The sequence below is a fragment of the Alistipes montrealensis genome, assembly GCF_018362775.1.
GTDB lineage: Bacteria > Bacteroidota > Bacteroidia > Bacteroidales > Rikenellaceae > Alistipes > Alistipes montrealensis.
In genome coordinates, this window is sequence record NZ_JAGYXY010000003.1 from 644665 (window position 1) to 661703 (window position 17039).

Here is a 17039-nt window from a genome sequence, read left to right on the forward strand (position 1 = left end):
TTATATCTACTTCAACCAAGACGCACAGACTTTCCCCATATCCCAGCCAAATGCCCACGCTGTACCATAGAATGGAACCATTGAAACCGCATTAGAGGCCTGTTCAATATAATACTGTTCTTTACATATTTGTCCCTTACGGTACATTAATTCAATATTATATGCGCTAGCTGCCGTAGCTGCAAAACCTGCCCATTTGAAATATTTTGCATATTTTGAAGCAAATTTAATCTTTCCTCCCGTATATTGATTCCCACCCCAATTTTGCGATCTTATCTTAAGATCCCGACCCATCCAGGTCTCTAATTTACTGCTGAATAACAACTGCTCTCCAACCCCGGCCGTTATGCCAACCCCAGCAATCAAATTACTAGCAATATCTAAATCTTTATTATTCAGTGATGCATATAAATCAAATGAGGTCGGAATATCAGGCAACTTGTACGAATTAACATATACACCATTTACATCACTGGTTTTCCAAACAAAAAAACTATTTCCAGAATCACTCCGCCACAAATAAGAATTTGACTCCGGATCATCATTCAGAAACTCATCATCCGTAAAATGAGTCCATCCATCCGGACTAAATGAACCAGATTCAATCAACTGCTGAAGGAATTGATTGATTAACCTTGGATCTGTTGTAGTCCAAAAATCTAGTCCCAAAATATCTATTCTGGAAATTGGATTTCCACCGCAATACAAATAGGGAGAAAGAGAATGATGCTTTTCCAAAAGCTGGTCAATATTAAACCAATTCACCCGATACTTCGAATCCAGCATCCTCGCGCCGTAATCCGTATACGGCACATCGACAAACGACTGTGTCTCCTTGCCGTTGTAACGGTAGCGGTTGTCCGACAGTTCGCCTGCGTTCCACCGAAGGCCGAAAGGATAGTAGTCGTTGCGTTCGATAACCTCCCCGTCGTTATTGACAACTGCCCGCACGCTCCCCAAATGGTCTGTCACGAAATAATGAGACTCGATCCCGTTGGAAGTGACAATAAAACGACCGCCGTTAAAAGCTGCGCTCTCCAGCGATAAATCGCCGTTCCGGGAACCGTATACCAAAGAACCGAGGTAATAAAGCCCGTTGCCGTCGGCATCCGTCGCCGAGAGTTTCGTGCCATCCGAAAGATACGAATAATTCCACGGGTTAAATAGTAATGGGCAGAATAATCTGCCCATTATCGCTAAACATTATCCAAAAGGTGATAGTTTTTGATTAATTCATTCCTTAAATGAGGCCAACCCTCATATTCCAGACTAATAAAATCATCCTGTTGAGCAAACCCATTGCCTTCCAACTCGTAAACTTGCCTAAAGACAGGTACATATTCTTCAATACAGCCAATTATTAAAATCGTCGGATATTCACATATATAGATACCCCAATTCGGATTATCACCATATACAAAGATATTTACCATGCCCCATCTTCCTTTTGGCTCAAGATTATCTGCCATTTGCAGAAGAAGGCTATGATTGCTGTCCGTTGGCAATTCCCAGTCAAATGGAAACTCTTTGTCTTCCGTTTGTTTATGCTCCAGAATATGTATGCTGGTTTCTCCGATATTTTTAAGAGCAACCATTAGTTTATCATACTGTTGGTCATTGTCGACTAACCACCCACCCATTGCTATTAAAAATTTAAAATTCTTATTAGCAAACATTTGAGAGGGTGGAAATATGTCGGCTCTTCCATCTTGATTGGTACTGAAAACGACGCTGATATTTTTATTCATGGGACTATCAATAGGTTTTATTAGTCAAATCGTATTTTATATGCCTGACCGTCAGGCCTATGTATCCAGATCGAGCTTATTCCATTCGTAGATGAATTATATCTGGTTACATATGTGCCATCAGCCAAGCGAAAAGTTTTTTCGCTTGTTCTGACTCCCCCTTCAACGAGAGACGAGAAAGTTTTCTCAATATTACCACCTTTAATTACAGCTTGTCTTACACCGCCTGCTTTGCGTTCCAGTTTTCCGACAGTTACAATAAATTTATCAATTTTGGCCGTGGCTTTTGCAATCTTAGTAGTGGCTACCGACATTTTTACGTATCCGACGAATCGACTGCTTTGTCCTATAGTTACATAAAACGCCGCCCCCTCTAAAGCTCCCAACACCAGATTTCCGGCATATGCACCCCATCTTCCATCTGCCGCAGCTTGCTGTGCTGCATCATTGAAAGAAACCATAGGAAGCATATAATATGCTATTGTGTTAATTGTTGTTCCACAACGTTCCGTAATAACTACCGGTTCGATTTTGTTAACTACTAGCGTATCTTCTGCCTGTAATCCAAAATGATCGACAAATCTTGTTGGATTATTATTACAGAATGCAAACGGGCTGAAACCAGGAGTTGCTTCCGCCAACGGATCGTTCCCGTTCCAACCCAGACGATACTTCGAATCCAGCATCCTCGCGCCGTAATCCGTATACGGCACATCGACAAACGACTGTGTCTCCTTGCCGTTGTAACGGTAGCGGTTGTCCGACAGTTCGCCTGCGTTCCACCGAAGGCCGAAAGGATAGTAGTCGTTGCGTTCGATAACCTCCCCGTCGTTATTGACAACTGCCCGCACGCTCCCCAAATGGTCTGTCACAAAATAATGAGACTCGATCCCGTTGGAAGTGACGATAAAACGACCGCCGTTAAAAGCTGCGCTTTCCAGCGATAAATCGCCGTTCCGGGAACCATATACCAAAGAACCGAGGTAATAAAGCCCGTTGCCGTCGGCATCCGTCGCCGAGAGTTTCGTGCCATCCGAAAGATAAGAATATTTTGCCACGATTGTAGCGCCGCGAAGCACTTTTTCGGTAAGGTTCAGCGAATTATAGGTAGTATTAAAATTATTAAGGTGCTTTTATAAAAAATGGTCTCACGCATGTTTTTACGTAAGACCATAACAATTTCAGGCTACCTAAAATTTATTGACGAAAGACTTGAATATAATCCGATGTACCCATTATTAAATCTTCAATAACAATAACAATCCATTTGAAATTTAATATTACGTAGGCCAAAAACAGAACATAAATTATTATGATTGTTATTTTATGATTTCGTATCCATTTTTTATGAATTAAAATATCAATAGTAAATGATAATACGACAATTAAGGGGGCAACAATCAGCGCATCAACAATAAACACAAGGGGAGTTTCCGAAATATCTGGAATTAAAAAGAAAGCTATAATCATAGATAAACATAACCATGAAAATAGAACCATCAATGTTCTTGTAATTGGATTCATCCTATTTAAATTTTAATACGACTTTATTACCCCGTTTACTATTTTGTAATTCCCAGTCGGAAGTTTCCAGATTTGCTGCCAGAAACTTGATAATCGATGCCCTTGGTTATCATCATCCTCAGTACTCATGAAATCGGCTCCTTCCATTGGCATATCAAGCGCAAGACGATCTTTCGAATGAGAAAATTGAAGTGTATATATACCTTCTACGGCTGTTTGCTTTGTCGGCTGAAATGGCGCAAAATCAGCCTCAAAAGCAATAATATCTCTATTTAAACCTCTTTTTTCCAGTTATCCATAATCGTCGTTTTATGATACAAATACAGTAGATATTTTAGGCACTCCATTATCAACAAAACCTCTGACTATCACTATAAATTATTATTTATCCTCAGTATTTCACGTTTCTCCTTGGCCTGTTCCGCTTTCTTCGCATCATTCACACCGGAAACATAAAACATCAATCCGATGACAGTCCCAATGGAAACAGCGACATAAATAAACATCTTCGTCCTATTCCCCAATCGTTTTTTCTCGGGGAGCGCATTGTGTCGGTCAACGATACTATCGATTTTTCGTTCATAGAAAATCGTGTTGAATATCGTAAAACCGACAAAAATGCCGACATCAATCCATATTGAATAGGAAATATTCAGATCAAAAATCAGAATTATAGATCGCCATATTACCTCAAAATTAATGCATTGCAAAAAGGCCAGATTTACGCTCGCAGCACCCTCCGCATCTCCCCTACCTGTCAGGAATCTGCTTTTCGAAGTATATACATATATCCACAGATAAAGAGATTCAAAAAATGAGAGTTTCGGATATTGCAGATTCTTCATATTACATTATATTACATAAATCTCCACTCAGTACTGAATAACAACTGCTCTCCAACCCCGGCCGTTATTCCGACTTTAAAGCAGTCGAATAGTCCATAATAATACGTTCCAATTCCGGAATATCATGACGCGCCGGATCATCCTTAGCAACATCGTGAATCAACTCATCCAGGCGGCTGTGGACCAACTCGTATTCATCCCGGTTCCTGATGGAACCTCGCTTTATAATCGTCTGAAGTTTTTTCAAGCGTTTCTTTTCAACTTCTTCTACATTAATACCAACCTCAGCCTCAATACGTCTGTTAATCTCACGACGATATTCCAGAGGATATTCATTAATTTCGACCGTCAGCTCCCGATCCAACCTGTGCAAATATCGCTCATTGTTAGATTTATACGCATCTTCATACAACGCAGCAACTTCTTTTATAATTTCATGGGATTCTTCATCCTGAGTATCCAAAATATAATGAAAATATGCATAAAACCGCTTTCGATAATAATCCATTTTTTCAGAATTTACTTCTTTTTTCATATCAATTAGTTAAATTTATTTACTTGGCAATGGTCCAAATATCGAATATGCGGCATTCATATATATCGGTCGATTCGGATTTGTCGGAGAAATTCCATTTATCCAATTCAGCGTTTGCCCTCCTTTCAATAAAGGGTCTCCAAAGAAGTCAATTCATTGCTGCTACGGCTTCTAATGCAGATTGTAAACAAGCAACATTCAGTATTAGATTTATTATATTAATGAGTTGCCGACAAGTCGTATTTAATATAATTTTGCATAGCAACCCCTAAAACTGATTTTTCAGATAACTCATGAAATACACTACTATTAATCACGGCTAAATCATTTTCACGTAAAAGACCTCTATCTCTCAAACAAAATAGAGTATATCCCCATCTATATAATATATTTTCAGGATGTTTAATATATAATGTCTGCATATAACGTTTTAGATCATCCATCGTTAAATCCAGAAACCACTCCGACATTGAGGCTATAAAACAAACATAAAACAAATATTTATCATCGTTTTTATATATATCCGAGGCCTGTTTATAACATTGCTTTATTTCCATTTCATATAAACGAAAATACTCCTTATTATCAGCAACATCCACCAAGTAGTACATATAAATATACAATAAATTCAAGTACATGTCCATATCATTGGAATGCCGTAATTCACCTTTCAGATAGTTGACACATCCGATCCAATCATCTCTATCAAACCGTCGCTCAACCTCTTTTCTCCAGTTAATCATAATTCAATTATTCCGAAAGGTCAATCGTTCTAACATCTCTAATCAGACAGCACGCACAATACGATAAATCTTATATCCCCGAGGTCCTATATTTTATACCATTCAATATATAAGTCCCCAACAAAGACCGATTTGACAATTCATTAACAACATCTATATTATTAATTATGGCCCAACAATATTGGGTCGATAATTTTTCATCATTCATGCAAAATAAGCTATACCCCCATTTAAACAATAGATTATCAGGATGTCTCCGATATATCGTCTGCATAAATTGTTTTATATCCTTCATGGTTAAGTCCATGAACCATTCCGACATTGAGGCTATAAAACAAATATAAAACAGATATTCATCATTATCTGCGTAAATATCGGAAGAGCGCTTGTAGTACAGCATTAATTCATTTTGATAAATATCCCAATACGCCTGATTATCCTTGACTTCAACTAAATAATACATATAAACATATAGTATGTTTAAATATAAATCCATATCATCGGACTGATTTATTTTTTCTTTCAGAAAATTAATACATCCTGTCCAATTCTCTTTATCGAAACGTTGTCCCAATTCTTTTTTCCAGTTATCCATAATCGTTGTTTTATGGTACAAATACAGTAGATATTTTAGGCACTCCATTATCAACAAAACCTCTGACTATCACTATAAATTATTATTTATCCTCAGTATTTCACGTTTCTCCTTGGCCTGTTCCGCTTTCTTCGCATCATTCACACCGGAGACATAAAACATCAATCCGATGACAGTCCCAATAGAAACAACGACATAAATAAACATCCTCGTCCTGTTCCCCAATCGTTTTTTCTCGGGAAGTGCATTGTGTCTTTCTGCAATACTGTCGAGTCGCCGTTCATAAAAGATCACATTGAATATTATCAAACAGGCTAAGATACCAACATCCACCCACTTAGAATAAGTAATATTCAAATGGAAGATCACGATTATCGATCGCCATATTACCTCAAAATTACAAAACTGGAAAAATGCTAAATATACACCGGGAGGCCCTTCAGCAGAGCCCCTCCCGGAAAGAAATTTATATTTTATAGTGTATATGTAGATCCAAATATACACGGACTCAAAAAATGAAAGTTTCGGATATTGCAGATTCTTCATATTACATTATATTACATAAATCTCCACTCAGCACTGAATAACAACGGCTCTCCAACCCCCTCCGTTATTCTGACTTTAAAGCAGTCGAATAGTCCATAATAATACGTTCCAATTCCGGAATATCATGACGCACCGGATCATCCTTAGCAACATCGTGGATCAACTCATCCAGGCGGCTGTGGACCAACTCGTATTCATCCCGGTTCCTGATGAAACCCCGCTTTATGATCGTCTGAAGTTTTTTCAAGCGTTTCTTTTCAACTTCTTCTGCATTAATACCAACCTCAGTCTCAATACGGCTGTTAATCTCACGACGATATTCCAGAGGATATTCATTAATAGATATAGTAATTTCCCTATCAAGCACTTTAAAATATTTCAGATCTTTTTTTTTCAAAAGCAGCATCAAATCCGGCTTTCCAGGTATTATTCATATATATTTTAGTATCTTCCCCCTCTAAAATAGACAAAGCATTATAAAAAGCATAAAACCGTTTTCTATAATAATCTAGTTCATCCATAATATAAATTAGGTTAAAATTTTCACTTAACAGGCAAAAGAAATCAATCCATTGCTGTTCCCGACCGCGGTGGGCATCTTGGTAGATTAGATTAGGAGTTGCCGCTGTCCTGGCTCTGTTAAGACTCTAAAAACTATATAATCCAAATGATTAGATATATTAAGGTAATACCGAATAATACCCAACCGCTAATCCTCAGGTATTGCGATATAGAATAATCGGTCTTTTTAAAATATCTTACATATAGTAAAAGGGTTATAAGATATATCGCCCATATTTTCAATGCAATATAACCAAAAAGAACCAATTCTTCAAAGGTCCCGCCTCCACTTCCATTATAAATAATACGATACAATAGCAGGCTAAATTTTATAATATAAACCACGGTTAGAGTGATTATCAATATTTTAGAAAATATTCTCGACAATTTATCAATCATAAGCCATTAGTTTTTCCGTACCCATTTATCACCGCACTTTATATATGTTCCCTGAGGCAATTTAAATACATCGTTCCAAAAACTCATGATTCGATGTGATTCTTCTTGATTGTCTTCAAAATAATTACTATCTGGAAGGTCTTTTTGACGCTGATCGGCAAGACCTCCAATATGAGTGAACTGCAATGTATAAATATCGGGATTTGCGATTAATCCACTAGCTTGATATGGATCAAAATCAGCAACGAGTGAGATATATGCTTCATCTATATTATTTTCTTTAAAATAATGTTGCAAAGCTTTTGCATATCCTTTCCCGTATGCAGCACCCATACTATGAGTAATTATTTTAATCGTTTCAACAATATGTCCATTTTCATCCGAAATTAATTCAATAATTTCAGCAACATCTATTAATGCCTGTTGATATCCTTTCGAATATCTGATTCTAAGATCAATGGAATTTCCACCATGTTTATACAATGACTTATAGTCATTCAATCTGGACATAACAGCCCCTGCAAAATCAGAACTCATAGTCTTATACGTTTTTCTCCAATACGCAGCTTTTCCTTGCTCATTTTTATCTGTCGTACGACCATTAATAAAAATAACTAAATTGCCATCTGGGTCAATAGCATTAACAGGATTATTCAAACAGTATGCAAACGGACTGGCATAATAATACTTCTCGGCCCGTTTATCCATATTTTTAAACCGACCAATCCGAGTGTCGAACATTCTGGCTCCATAGTCTAAACTTGGGAAATTCACAAAACTCTGTTCTTCTTTGCCGTTGTAACGGTAGCGGTTGTCCGACAGTTCGCCTGCGTTCCACCGAAGGCCGAACGGATAGTAGTCGTTGCGTTCGATAACCTCCCCGTCGTTATTAACAACTGCCCGCACGCTCCCCAAATGGTCTGTCACGAAATAATGAGACTCGATCCCATTGGAAGTGACGATAAAACGACCGCCGTTAAAAGCTGCGCTTTCCAGCGATAAATCGCCGTTCCGGGAACCATATACCAAAGAACCGAGGTAATAAAGCCCGTTGCCGTCGGCATCCGTCGCCGAGAGTTTCGTGCCATCCGAAAGATACGAATATTTTGCCACGATTGTATCGCCGCGAAGCACTTTTTCAATCAGATTCAGGTGGTTATATCGAATATTCAGTCCTTCCATGGGATCGTACAGCATATTCCCGTTCACGTCGTAGACATATTCGGAACCGCTGTAAATGCTGTCTTGCCGAATCCCGGGTTCGGTCGGTTCGGTCGGTTTGTCCGGATCACCCGGACGTACGACCACGGATGGTATGTCGGGATCAATGCCGCCTCCGGGATTGGGGTCTGTGGGGTCTGTGATTCCCGGGGGAACGACGATACCCGGACCCGGATTATCCGGACCGATCGGGCCTATGGGATCGGTGGGGTCAACGGGCTCGACAGGATCGATAACCGGAGGAATAATCACGCCCGGATTCCCGGGATCGACCGGATCGATGGGCCAGATCGGAATTCCCGGATCAATCGGGTCGGGGCGAATACCCCCGAGGGAATCTGCAGAACCCCAATTTGCGAAAGAACGTGATCGCGGAGAAGCCTGCATATCGGAAATTGTTTTCAGCCGATTCCCGGTATAGGTATATGCAAAATTACTTTTCAATTCGCCGTGTTCATACCGATGCAGGCTTTGGATATTGCCGTTCCGGTCGTAGGACAGGTTGCGTTCGACGAATTGATCGACTTCCAGCCCGTCGATATACTGGCGGGTATCGGTCAGACGCGATTGGCTGTCATAGGTGAAGGAATAGGTGTTTTCTTCCCCGGAATCTGCGTGGGTCCAGTTCCATTCGGTAATGTTGCCGGTGTAACTGGGGGCGACCTGTGGGTGGTGCGGAGCGTTATAAGCCAGCGTCATCGAGAACTTCTCATTCGACTTGGAGGTCAACCAGCCCCGGAGGTTGTACGACAGTTCTTCGGCAAGCAACTGGTTGTCTCCGCCATATCGACGAGTTGTCAAATTGCCCAGTTCGTCATAACCGTAGTTCATACAGGCCTCCGCCCCATCGTTCAGACACGCACTCTCGGCCAACAAACGTCCCCTGGAATCGTAGGTGAACCGCCGAATCAACACATCCTCTTCCGCATCGCGATTCTTCCGGTGGGACTCGGCACTCAAAAGCACATTGCCGCAAAAATCATAGCGATAGCTGACCCGGTCGACACCGCCCGACTGATTCCGGATAACTGTCTGGATAACCCGACCTTTCTTATCGTAATAGAATGCCCGCTCCACATATTCGTCTACGGAGGAATCGTTCAAAATCCGGATTTTCTCATAGGCGCGCAAACTCGATCCGGCAATATCCCCCGCCGACACAATATCCGGAACTTCGGCAAATTCCAACTCCGCAGGAATCAGGGACGAATCGTAGAAACACTGCGATTCCAACTGCGCCGATGGTGAATCGTAAAGCGCAGACTCCCGGCCTTCGGCAAAAACCTCCGTCAATCCGGCACGGTCCAACGTCGTCGGAAGAATCCGACGGGTCGATTCCCGGTCAAAAGCATCATAACCGATCAACGTCCACCGGTTACCGGCAGCCCGCAGGTTACCGTCCTGGCTCATCACCAGACGATCGCCGCGGTCATAAACCAGGTACTCGGCCGCGCGTCCGGGAAGTTTCTTTTCGATCACATTCCCCCGACCGTCGTACTTGTAAACATAACAATACTCCTGCGCGGCGGCCGCACTCTCCGGAAGAACCGATGAAGCACCCAGGCCGGCAGCGCCTTCGGGAGAAACAACCCAACGAAGACGGCCCATATCATCATATACGCTGTAAGTATCGATCGCATTACCGTTGCTATCGAACACACGGTTCAGAAGCATCAGTCCTTCCTGATTGGCGAAAACCCGGGTAACGTTCCCGTCTTCGTCCAGCGTCTGGGTTTTACATAATGTCCCTTCGGGATAATACCCTGCCGCAGAAAGGATATTACCCGAATCGTCCACTTTCAACCGAAGGACTTCCCCGGAACCATTTCCAAGATATTCGACTGAAACATATTTCACACTGCCGTCGGACGTGAGCATACCCGGACCTGCCGTACGCCGTACGCGTCCCAAAGGAGACGGTTCGTACTCCTTCACAGAATAGGGTCTCGCCCCTTCCGCGCCGAATTGCGCCCGATAGAATTGCGACTGGTCCCCGATTGCATTTCTGCGGAAAACACCTCCGTGTCCCTCAGCAGGATAAGGCAGGTAACTCCGGGCGTCATCACGCAGCACGGCATCGTATTCAATCGGAGTAACCAAATCCCTGCCCTGAGGTGTGTTCTGTACGCTAACGTCCTGAACGGGCAGGCCCAGGCCGTTGAAATAGCGAATGTCGCTCACCATCCCCGCACCACCGGGCGCCGTAGCCGTACGGGTCTCGATCCAGTTCGCACCTTGGCTCATATCAGGGCCAGTAACCGACACCTCGGCCTGAAACGGTGTCGTACGGGCTGTAATCCAATCCGTATTCGAACCGATCGCACAGGCATTATCGTCAAAGTCCGCAGTTATGCGCTGTAACGAGCTACACTCCGATCCATCCCCGATCGTATCGCTGTTGGCGGCCTCCAGCCGATCGGGTTTCTTGCGGTTGGACGTACCGTCGTAATAAATCCGGTCCTTGATAACTCCGGATTTATCCGACAATTGCACCTCTTCGCCACCGTTGGCAAGGATAATCTTATTTTGGTACACGATACCGCGCACCGCCGAAGCATCGAGCCCCGAATAAAGATCGGTCAGCAGGAAATTACTGCCCGCATAGCAATAGGCAATAACCAACGTGCCCCGACCGGGAATCACCGTACCATCCGGCAGTCGAAACTGTTCTGTAACCCCGGAGCCTTTAAGCATCCAGCCACTGATGTCAGCCTCTGCGGACTCGCAGTTATAAAGTTCGAGAAATTCGCCGTTGCTATACGGACGCGTAGTCACTACCTCGTTCAACGGGGTATCGTACATGATCTCGCTGATGATTACCCGGGGCGAAAACCGGGGCTGGGCGTTGAGGGTCGACACCAGTACCAGCAAGATGCAGATTGTTGCTATCTGAGCTTTCATAGGGCATTTACAAGTCTTGTGAGTAGCTGTATTGAGTTTCGATATTCCCATCTCCGTCTTCAACCCGAAGCAGACGGCCGGTCTCCGTATTGTACACATACGACCTGGTACGTCCATCAGGATCGGTCTGGGATGCCATGCCGTACAGAGGCCGGTAAGTCGCCGTCGTAACCTGCAGTTTTTTATCTGTCCGCAGGTTATCGATCTGCTCCAGGTCGGCGACGGCAGGAACAGCCGCTTTCCGAACACGGCTGAGCAGGGCGCTGCCCAGTTTCTGCTGCACCTGCTCGTAGGTTGCATTCCGAATCTCGGCAATCAGATACTGGCCGTTATATCCCCACAGGTAGCAGACCGGACTTTTGCCCGGGGATACGATCTGGCGGATATTGTCATCTTCATCGTAAAGGATGGCAGCCCGCTGTACATAGCCGGAGTCCGGCGTATAAGCCGAGGTTCCGGAAGGGCCGAAATCATTCGCGGCACTCTTGTTCGACAGGCGGAAAAGAGATTCGGACAAGTTATCCGTTTCCAGCATATACGCACTGACGATCCGGCCATAGAAATCATAGCGGTACGACTCCCCGGAGACAACCCGGCCATTGCGGCGAACGACCCGCTCCATCGGCAGGGCGACCTGATTCCGCGTCCGGAGGGACTGCACGTAGGAATCCCGAACATAATCTTCCGGAAAAAGCGTATGTTCAGTCACGATATCCCCGGTCGGATAGGTCGTCACCTTGCGCCCTGGCAGGTAATGACCGGGATTATCGTAGTAATAGCGGGTCCGCGTGGTTTGGACCCGGCCATCGTCATTGCGGACATATTCGTCTTCCTGAGCCAACTGCATACATCCGATCTGAATAGCAGAAGTCCGGTAAGAAAAAACATTGTAATCCTTTACGAAAGAACTGGATAAATAGCCATCAACCAGAACGGCAATGACGCTCTGCCAAACCCGTCCCTGGAAAATCCGCTCCGGCTCCATATGGCATTCATAACGGTAACCGGTTTTCTTCACCCATTCGTACTTTCCGTTATCATACCTGTAATAAATCGTGGAATCGGGAACCCCGATCCACCACGCGTCATCGCCGATCGGGTACGGCGCCTCCGGATCGGCATACTGCCCCATCATGCCGTACGGGTCTTCGAGATTGTATTTATAGACGGTTTTCCCGGTCTCAATACCCCTGTCTTTATTATATTCGGCAACCTCGCTGTAATTGATACGACTTCCATCAGAATAGTTCATCTGATAAATCGTATTGGGCAGGTAACTCCGCAGGCGTGCCGTAGCGTCCAGCGAATATGATCCCAGGTAGGGCGTATAGTACCGGACCTCCTGACAGGTATGACAGGTTCCGTACTCTTCGTCGAAAGTGGGCTCACGGCGAATAATGCCGTAGCCGTTTTCATTTTCTCCGTATTTATAGATTTTCTGCTTGACTAGCGTTGTATCCGTATCGAAATAATTGATCTCATTGACGCGTAATCCGCCTGCATCGATTATGTAACCAAAATAATTCCCGTCATTGCACAGGTAATTGTTTCGTTCACATGAAAACTGCGTTAAGCCACCGGTGGGATATTTAATCGTAAGGAAAGGACTACCTTTCGTCGCCGTAGTGCTATACGCCGCGACGGATTGCAATCCGACCGGCAGGCCGAAGTCCGTATTAAAGAAGTTCCGATCATTGATCAGGCGACCGTCCGGTCCGGGTTCAACCGTGATGAAATGCAGGGGAACGCCGGCACACCCATTGAGAAAAGTACCCATGCTTTTATACCCCCAGAAATCCGGAAAGCATTCGCCTTCGTGTTTCGTCCCATATGCAAATGAATAGGTGTCCCTGCCGACTGTCAGGGTTCTGAGCGTCCGCGCATAGCCACTGCCCTCCTGCGCCAGGGCGACGACCCGGACAGGTTCGGCCTGGCCCTCAGAAAATAGCTTTATCTGCGTCAGGACCTCATTATCGTCATAGACGAATTCGACCCGCCCGTTTTTGAACCGAATACCCGAAAGGTTATGGATAACCAGATTCTGATAATTACGTAAATCATCGACGGGGCCGACGCTTTCCCAGAAATAAGCATATCCACCGTCTTCTTCTACCTGCACAAGCTCCATGCGTGACGTGAGTTCACCCCCGTATATAAGGTGTTTCGGTCCACGTACCATGTTTCGGACAGCATTCGATGCGGCGCGGTTCGTGATACGGATCCGATCGTAAACTTCTTCTTTCCCGTTACACATTTTGACCAATGATTTTTTATAGCTGACATAATCGAAAGAAATGATATCAGCCCCGGAAGCACTGACTATCCGGTCACATTTCCAGGACATGTCAAGAGTCGTTCCCGCATTCGGACTGCACTGATCCTTGGCACTGGACGAAAAGTAATATGTCGTTCCATCCGTATCGACCGCCTCGAACCGGCCCGATGAATAGGAAACCTGTACTCCGTTCAAGGGGACCTGCTTCGGAATGGATGAACCGTTCTGCTGCCGCATAAAATAGAACGAACCTCCTTTCCCAAGCAACCTGTAATAAAATTTATCCGGCTCCTCGTCTTTCTGTTTTATATGCATCAAGTAAAGGTCTGTCTGACTCTTTGCCGGTGCAATTCCTTTATAATCGGGGTAATAAAAACCAGTAGATAAATACCCGGATGGCGCCAGGTCGTCCAATCCGTTAATCGACCGGGAAATCTGAATATCGGAACTCAGCGTCCAACCGGCTCCGGCCGCCCCGGGCAGTTGATTTACTTTTGCATAGTCGTCGATATGAAAAGAGAGCGTAAGCGGCAATTCCAGTTTACCCGAACGAATCGTGAAAAGCGGGATGCCAATATCCGGAATGCCAGTGCGGGGACTTACCGGATAATCGATATACTTCATCATGGAGGCAACCGAAGGCGGGTAGAAATTCACCCGGTTGTAATCGTTTTGGGAGAAGGCTGTTTGAGATATGACAACGGCAAGCGCGAAAGAATAAAGTTTTTTCATCGTTTCAAGGTTTGTGGTTTGTAGCAGGAATCTTTTACGTCACGCCGAAACAGAATTCCGGCATATAAAAACCGGAACAACACGCTCAGGACGGGAATCGAGACCTAATCGCGTCTTTCAGAAATTTTTCTATCGACACATAACTCGGACCCGCAATTCGAAAAAATCGGCAACGTATCAGCAAAATTAGCCTAAATGTCTCTCTGATATCCTGAAAACCAACGGATTCCAAACCTTTCAAACTGTGAATCAACGCACTGATTATCAATACAATATAAAAAAAAGTGCCTAACAAGGCACTTACACAAATATACTACACTGATTTACTGCACATTACGATACAGGCACAAAGCATCACAGTCCAGCCCAAAGGTCATACGCCCCAGGCTAAAACAAAAACGCCATCGAATTAAAAGTTTCGATGGCGTTGAGCATTGCGGCTTATTTCCTGAATTGGGGGACTTTCGCGCGGAGCGACGGCGAAGAGCCTTCGACGCAGGGCCAGCCGTCGGTCCAGTCGACCCGGTCGGCCATCAGCACGCGGCCCCGGGGATCGGCGCGGCTCACGGCATGGTAGAAAATCCAGTCGCAGCCCTTGTCGTCGGTCACGATTTCGGAGTTATGCCCCGGCCCGACAAAATCGGGATTGCCATGGATCAGCATTTCGTGGTGGTTTTCCAGCATCGGGCGGCCCTGCCGGTCGGTATAAGGCCCGAAGAGACTTTCGGAACGCCCCACAACCGTTGCGTAGGTACTTTTCAGCCCCTCGCAGCAACTGCCTGTCGACGCAAACAGATAATAGTATTTACCCCGTTTGTGGATATACGTCGCCTCGTAGGCATCCCCCGCAATCCGCACAGGTTGGGCATCCGGATCGAGGGACAGCCCGTCGGCAGCCAGTTGCGCGCCGTAAAGGCCGTGAAAACTGCCCCAGAAAAGGTATTTCTTCCCTCCGTCCTCGATATAGAACGGGTCTATGCAATTCTGAATACCGATCTCATTGCTACGAAACAGCTTGCCCAAGTCCTCGAAAGGGCCTTCGGGACGCTCAGCCACGGCAACGCCGATGCCGCAGGTCCATTCGCCGCCCCAGCGCGACATCGAATAATAGAGGACGTATTTATCCCCGATCCGGTTGATGTCGGGCGCCCAGACGCGGCCTTTCGGCTCGAACGTCGGGCGGGTCCGGTCCGTAAACGCCGTACCGATAAACTCCCAGTCGACCAGGTTTCGCGAACGGAAGATCGGAACGTTGCGGATGCTCTCCGTCGCATAGAGATAGAAACAACCGTCATCGCCCCGGATAATCGTCGGGTCGGGCAGGCTCTGGTTCACAACGGGATTGAAATACTCGCCCTGCGGCGCTATCGGGCGCGCTCCGACGCCCTCGAAGGTCATCCGCACGGGTTTGATCCGCCCGTCGGCATCGAACCAAAGCCGGTCGATACAGGTCGCACGGCTGTCGCGGCCTGTTTCGGTCAGCGGACGACGGTGGTAAACGATATACCACTCATCCTTGCCCGGAACCTGGATCAGGGAGTGATGCCCGGCGCTCGTGGCCACTTCGGGGTCCTGCTCCAGGATCGTCCCGATGCGTTCGAAAGGTCCGAACGGCGAGTCGGCAATGGCGTAGGCAACCCGGTAATCGGGACCGCCCCAACCGCCTTCGGACCACATGAAGTAGTATTTACCCTGCCGTTTGAACATGAACGGGCCTTCGGTGTAGCCCTTCGGCGTGACTTCGCGGTAAATCGTTCCGTCGTCGAACGGCACGACGCTCAGCAGGTCGGGAGCAAGCCGCACCATATTGCAGTGGCCCCAGCCGCCGTAGTACATATAATAGGTTCCGTCGTCGTCCCGAAAAACGAACTGGTCGATAGGCTGTGCACCGTTCACGATCCGGTCGATCAGCGGTTTGCCCAGCGCATCGCGGAACGGCCCGGCCGGAGAATCGGCCACGGCGACGCCGATGCCGCCCACCTCGTTCTCGTGGATGTCGTTACCCGCAAAAAAGAGGTAATATTTGCCGTGGGCCTGAAGGATCGCCGGGGCCCACATCGCCCGTTTTACCCACGTGACATGCTCCGTCGTAAGGACCCGGGGATGCTTCTGCCAATGCACGAGGTCTTTCGAGGAAAAAGCATCGAAAAACGTCTGGTCTTCATAAAGAGCCGAATAAGTGGGATAAATCCAGTACTCGTCGCCGAAAACCACCCCTTCGGGATCGGCATACCACCCTTTGAAAAGCGGATTGCCGCTTTTTTCGCCCGCTTCCCCGGCCGTTTGCGCCCGGACTCCGGTGCAAGCCCACAGGCAGGCTGTCAATAACCAACAGTAACGCATATTTTCATATTTTTAACAAACAGGAAACGGGAATCACAACCTCAAGGAGTATCCTCAAATCCCCGCAACAG

General features: G+C 45.7%; 14 protein-coding genes. All 14 read right to left on the minus strand.

Annotated elements, in window-relative coordinates:
* Nucleotides 1–6 precede the first annotated feature (6 nt).
* The 14 genes from KG007_RS08820 to KG007_RS08885 all read right to left on the minus strand — a co-directional run bounded on the left by KG007_RS08820 (nt 7) and on the right by KG007_RS08885 (nt 16968).
* Nucleotides 7–1191 (minus strand): RHS repeat domain-containing protein, encoded by a 1185-nt coding sequence (locus KG007_RS08820; RefSeq protein WP_249413287.1) that lies wholly within the window; start codon nt 1189–1191, stop codon nt 7–9.
* A gap of 5 nt (nt 1192–1196) precedes the next feature.
* Nucleotides 1197–1748: a hypothetical protein gene (locus tag KG007_RS08825; protein ID WP_213348252.1), complete on the minus strand. Its 552-nt coding sequence runs from the start codon at nt 1746–1748 to the stop codon at nt 1197–1199.
* A gap of 20 nt (nt 1749–1768) precedes the next feature.
* Nucleotides 1769–2806 (minus strand): RHS repeat domain-containing protein, encoded by a 1038-nt coding sequence (locus KG007_RS08830; protein ID WP_213348254.1) that lies wholly within the window; start codon nt 2804–2806, stop codon nt 1769–1771.
* A 139-nt stretch (nt 2807–2945) separates the two neighbouring features.
* Nucleotides 2946–3272, minus strand: a complete 327-nt coding sequence (locus KG007_RS08835; protein WP_213348256.1) for a hypothetical protein — start codon at nt 3270–3272, stop codon at nt 2946–2948.
* A 371-nt stretch (nt 3273–3643) separates the two neighbouring features.
* Complete coding sequence (locus KG007_RS08840) at nt 3644–4117, minus strand: hypothetical protein (RefSeq protein WP_213348258.1); 474 nt, start codon at nt 4115–4117, stop codon at nt 3644–3646.
* A gap of 64 nt (nt 4118–4181) precedes the next feature.
* Entirely contained in the window at nt 4182–4652 is a 471-nt protein-coding gene (locus tag KG007_RS08845; RefSeq protein ID WP_213348260.1) for a hypothetical protein, read from the minus strand.
* Nucleotides 4653–4870: 218 nt separating this feature from the next.
* Complete coding sequence (locus tag KG007_RS08850) at nt 4871–5395, minus strand: hypothetical protein (RefSeq protein ID WP_213348262.1); 525 nt, start codon at nt 5393–5395, stop codon at nt 4871–4873.
* 70 nt (nt 5396–5465) lie between these two features.
* Nucleotides 5466–5990, minus strand: coding sequence for a hypothetical protein (locus KG007_RS08855; RefSeq protein ID WP_213348264.1), 525 nt, complete (start codon nt 5988–5990; stop codon nt 5466–5468).
* A gap of 72 nt (nt 5991–6062) precedes the next feature.
* The gene (locus tag KG007_RS08860) at nt 6063–6536 is read right to left on the minus strand and encodes a hypothetical protein (protein ID WP_213348266.1); all 474 of its coding nucleotides are present in this window, start codon (nt 6534–6536) and stop codon (nt 6063–6065) included.
* 64 nt (nt 6537–6600) lie between these two features.
* Nucleotides 6601–6942 (minus strand): hypothetical protein, encoded by a 342-nt coding sequence (locus KG007_RS08865; protein ID WP_213348267.1) that lies wholly within the window; start codon nt 6940–6942, stop codon nt 6601–6603.
* Nucleotides 6905–7057, minus strand: coding sequence for a hypothetical protein (locus tag KG007_RS08870; RefSeq protein ID WP_213348270.1), 153 nt, complete (start codon nt 7055–7057; stop codon nt 6905–6907). The genes KG007_RS08865 and KG007_RS08870 overlap by 38 nt, the downstream gene beginning before the upstream one ends.
* A gap of 445 nt (nt 7058–7502) precedes the next feature.
* Nucleotides 7503–11618, minus strand: a complete 4116-nt coding sequence (locus tag KG007_RS08875) for a DUF6443 domain-containing protein (RefSeq protein ID WP_213348272.1) — start codon at nt 11616–11618, stop codon at nt 7503–7505.
* Nucleotides 11619–11625: 7 nt separating this feature from the next.
* A complete protein-coding gene (locus tag KG007_RS08880) occupies nt 11626–14625 on the minus strand; it encodes a hypothetical protein (RefSeq protein ID WP_213348274.1) in 3000 nt (999 codons plus the stop codon).
* A 441-nt stretch (nt 14626–15066) separates the two neighbouring features.
* Nucleotides 15067–16968 (minus strand): family 43 glycosylhydrolase, encoded by a 1902-nt coding sequence (locus tag KG007_RS08885; protein ID WP_213348275.1) that lies wholly within the window; start codon nt 16966–16968, stop codon nt 15067–15069.
* Nucleotides 16969–17039 lie beyond the last annotated feature (71 nt).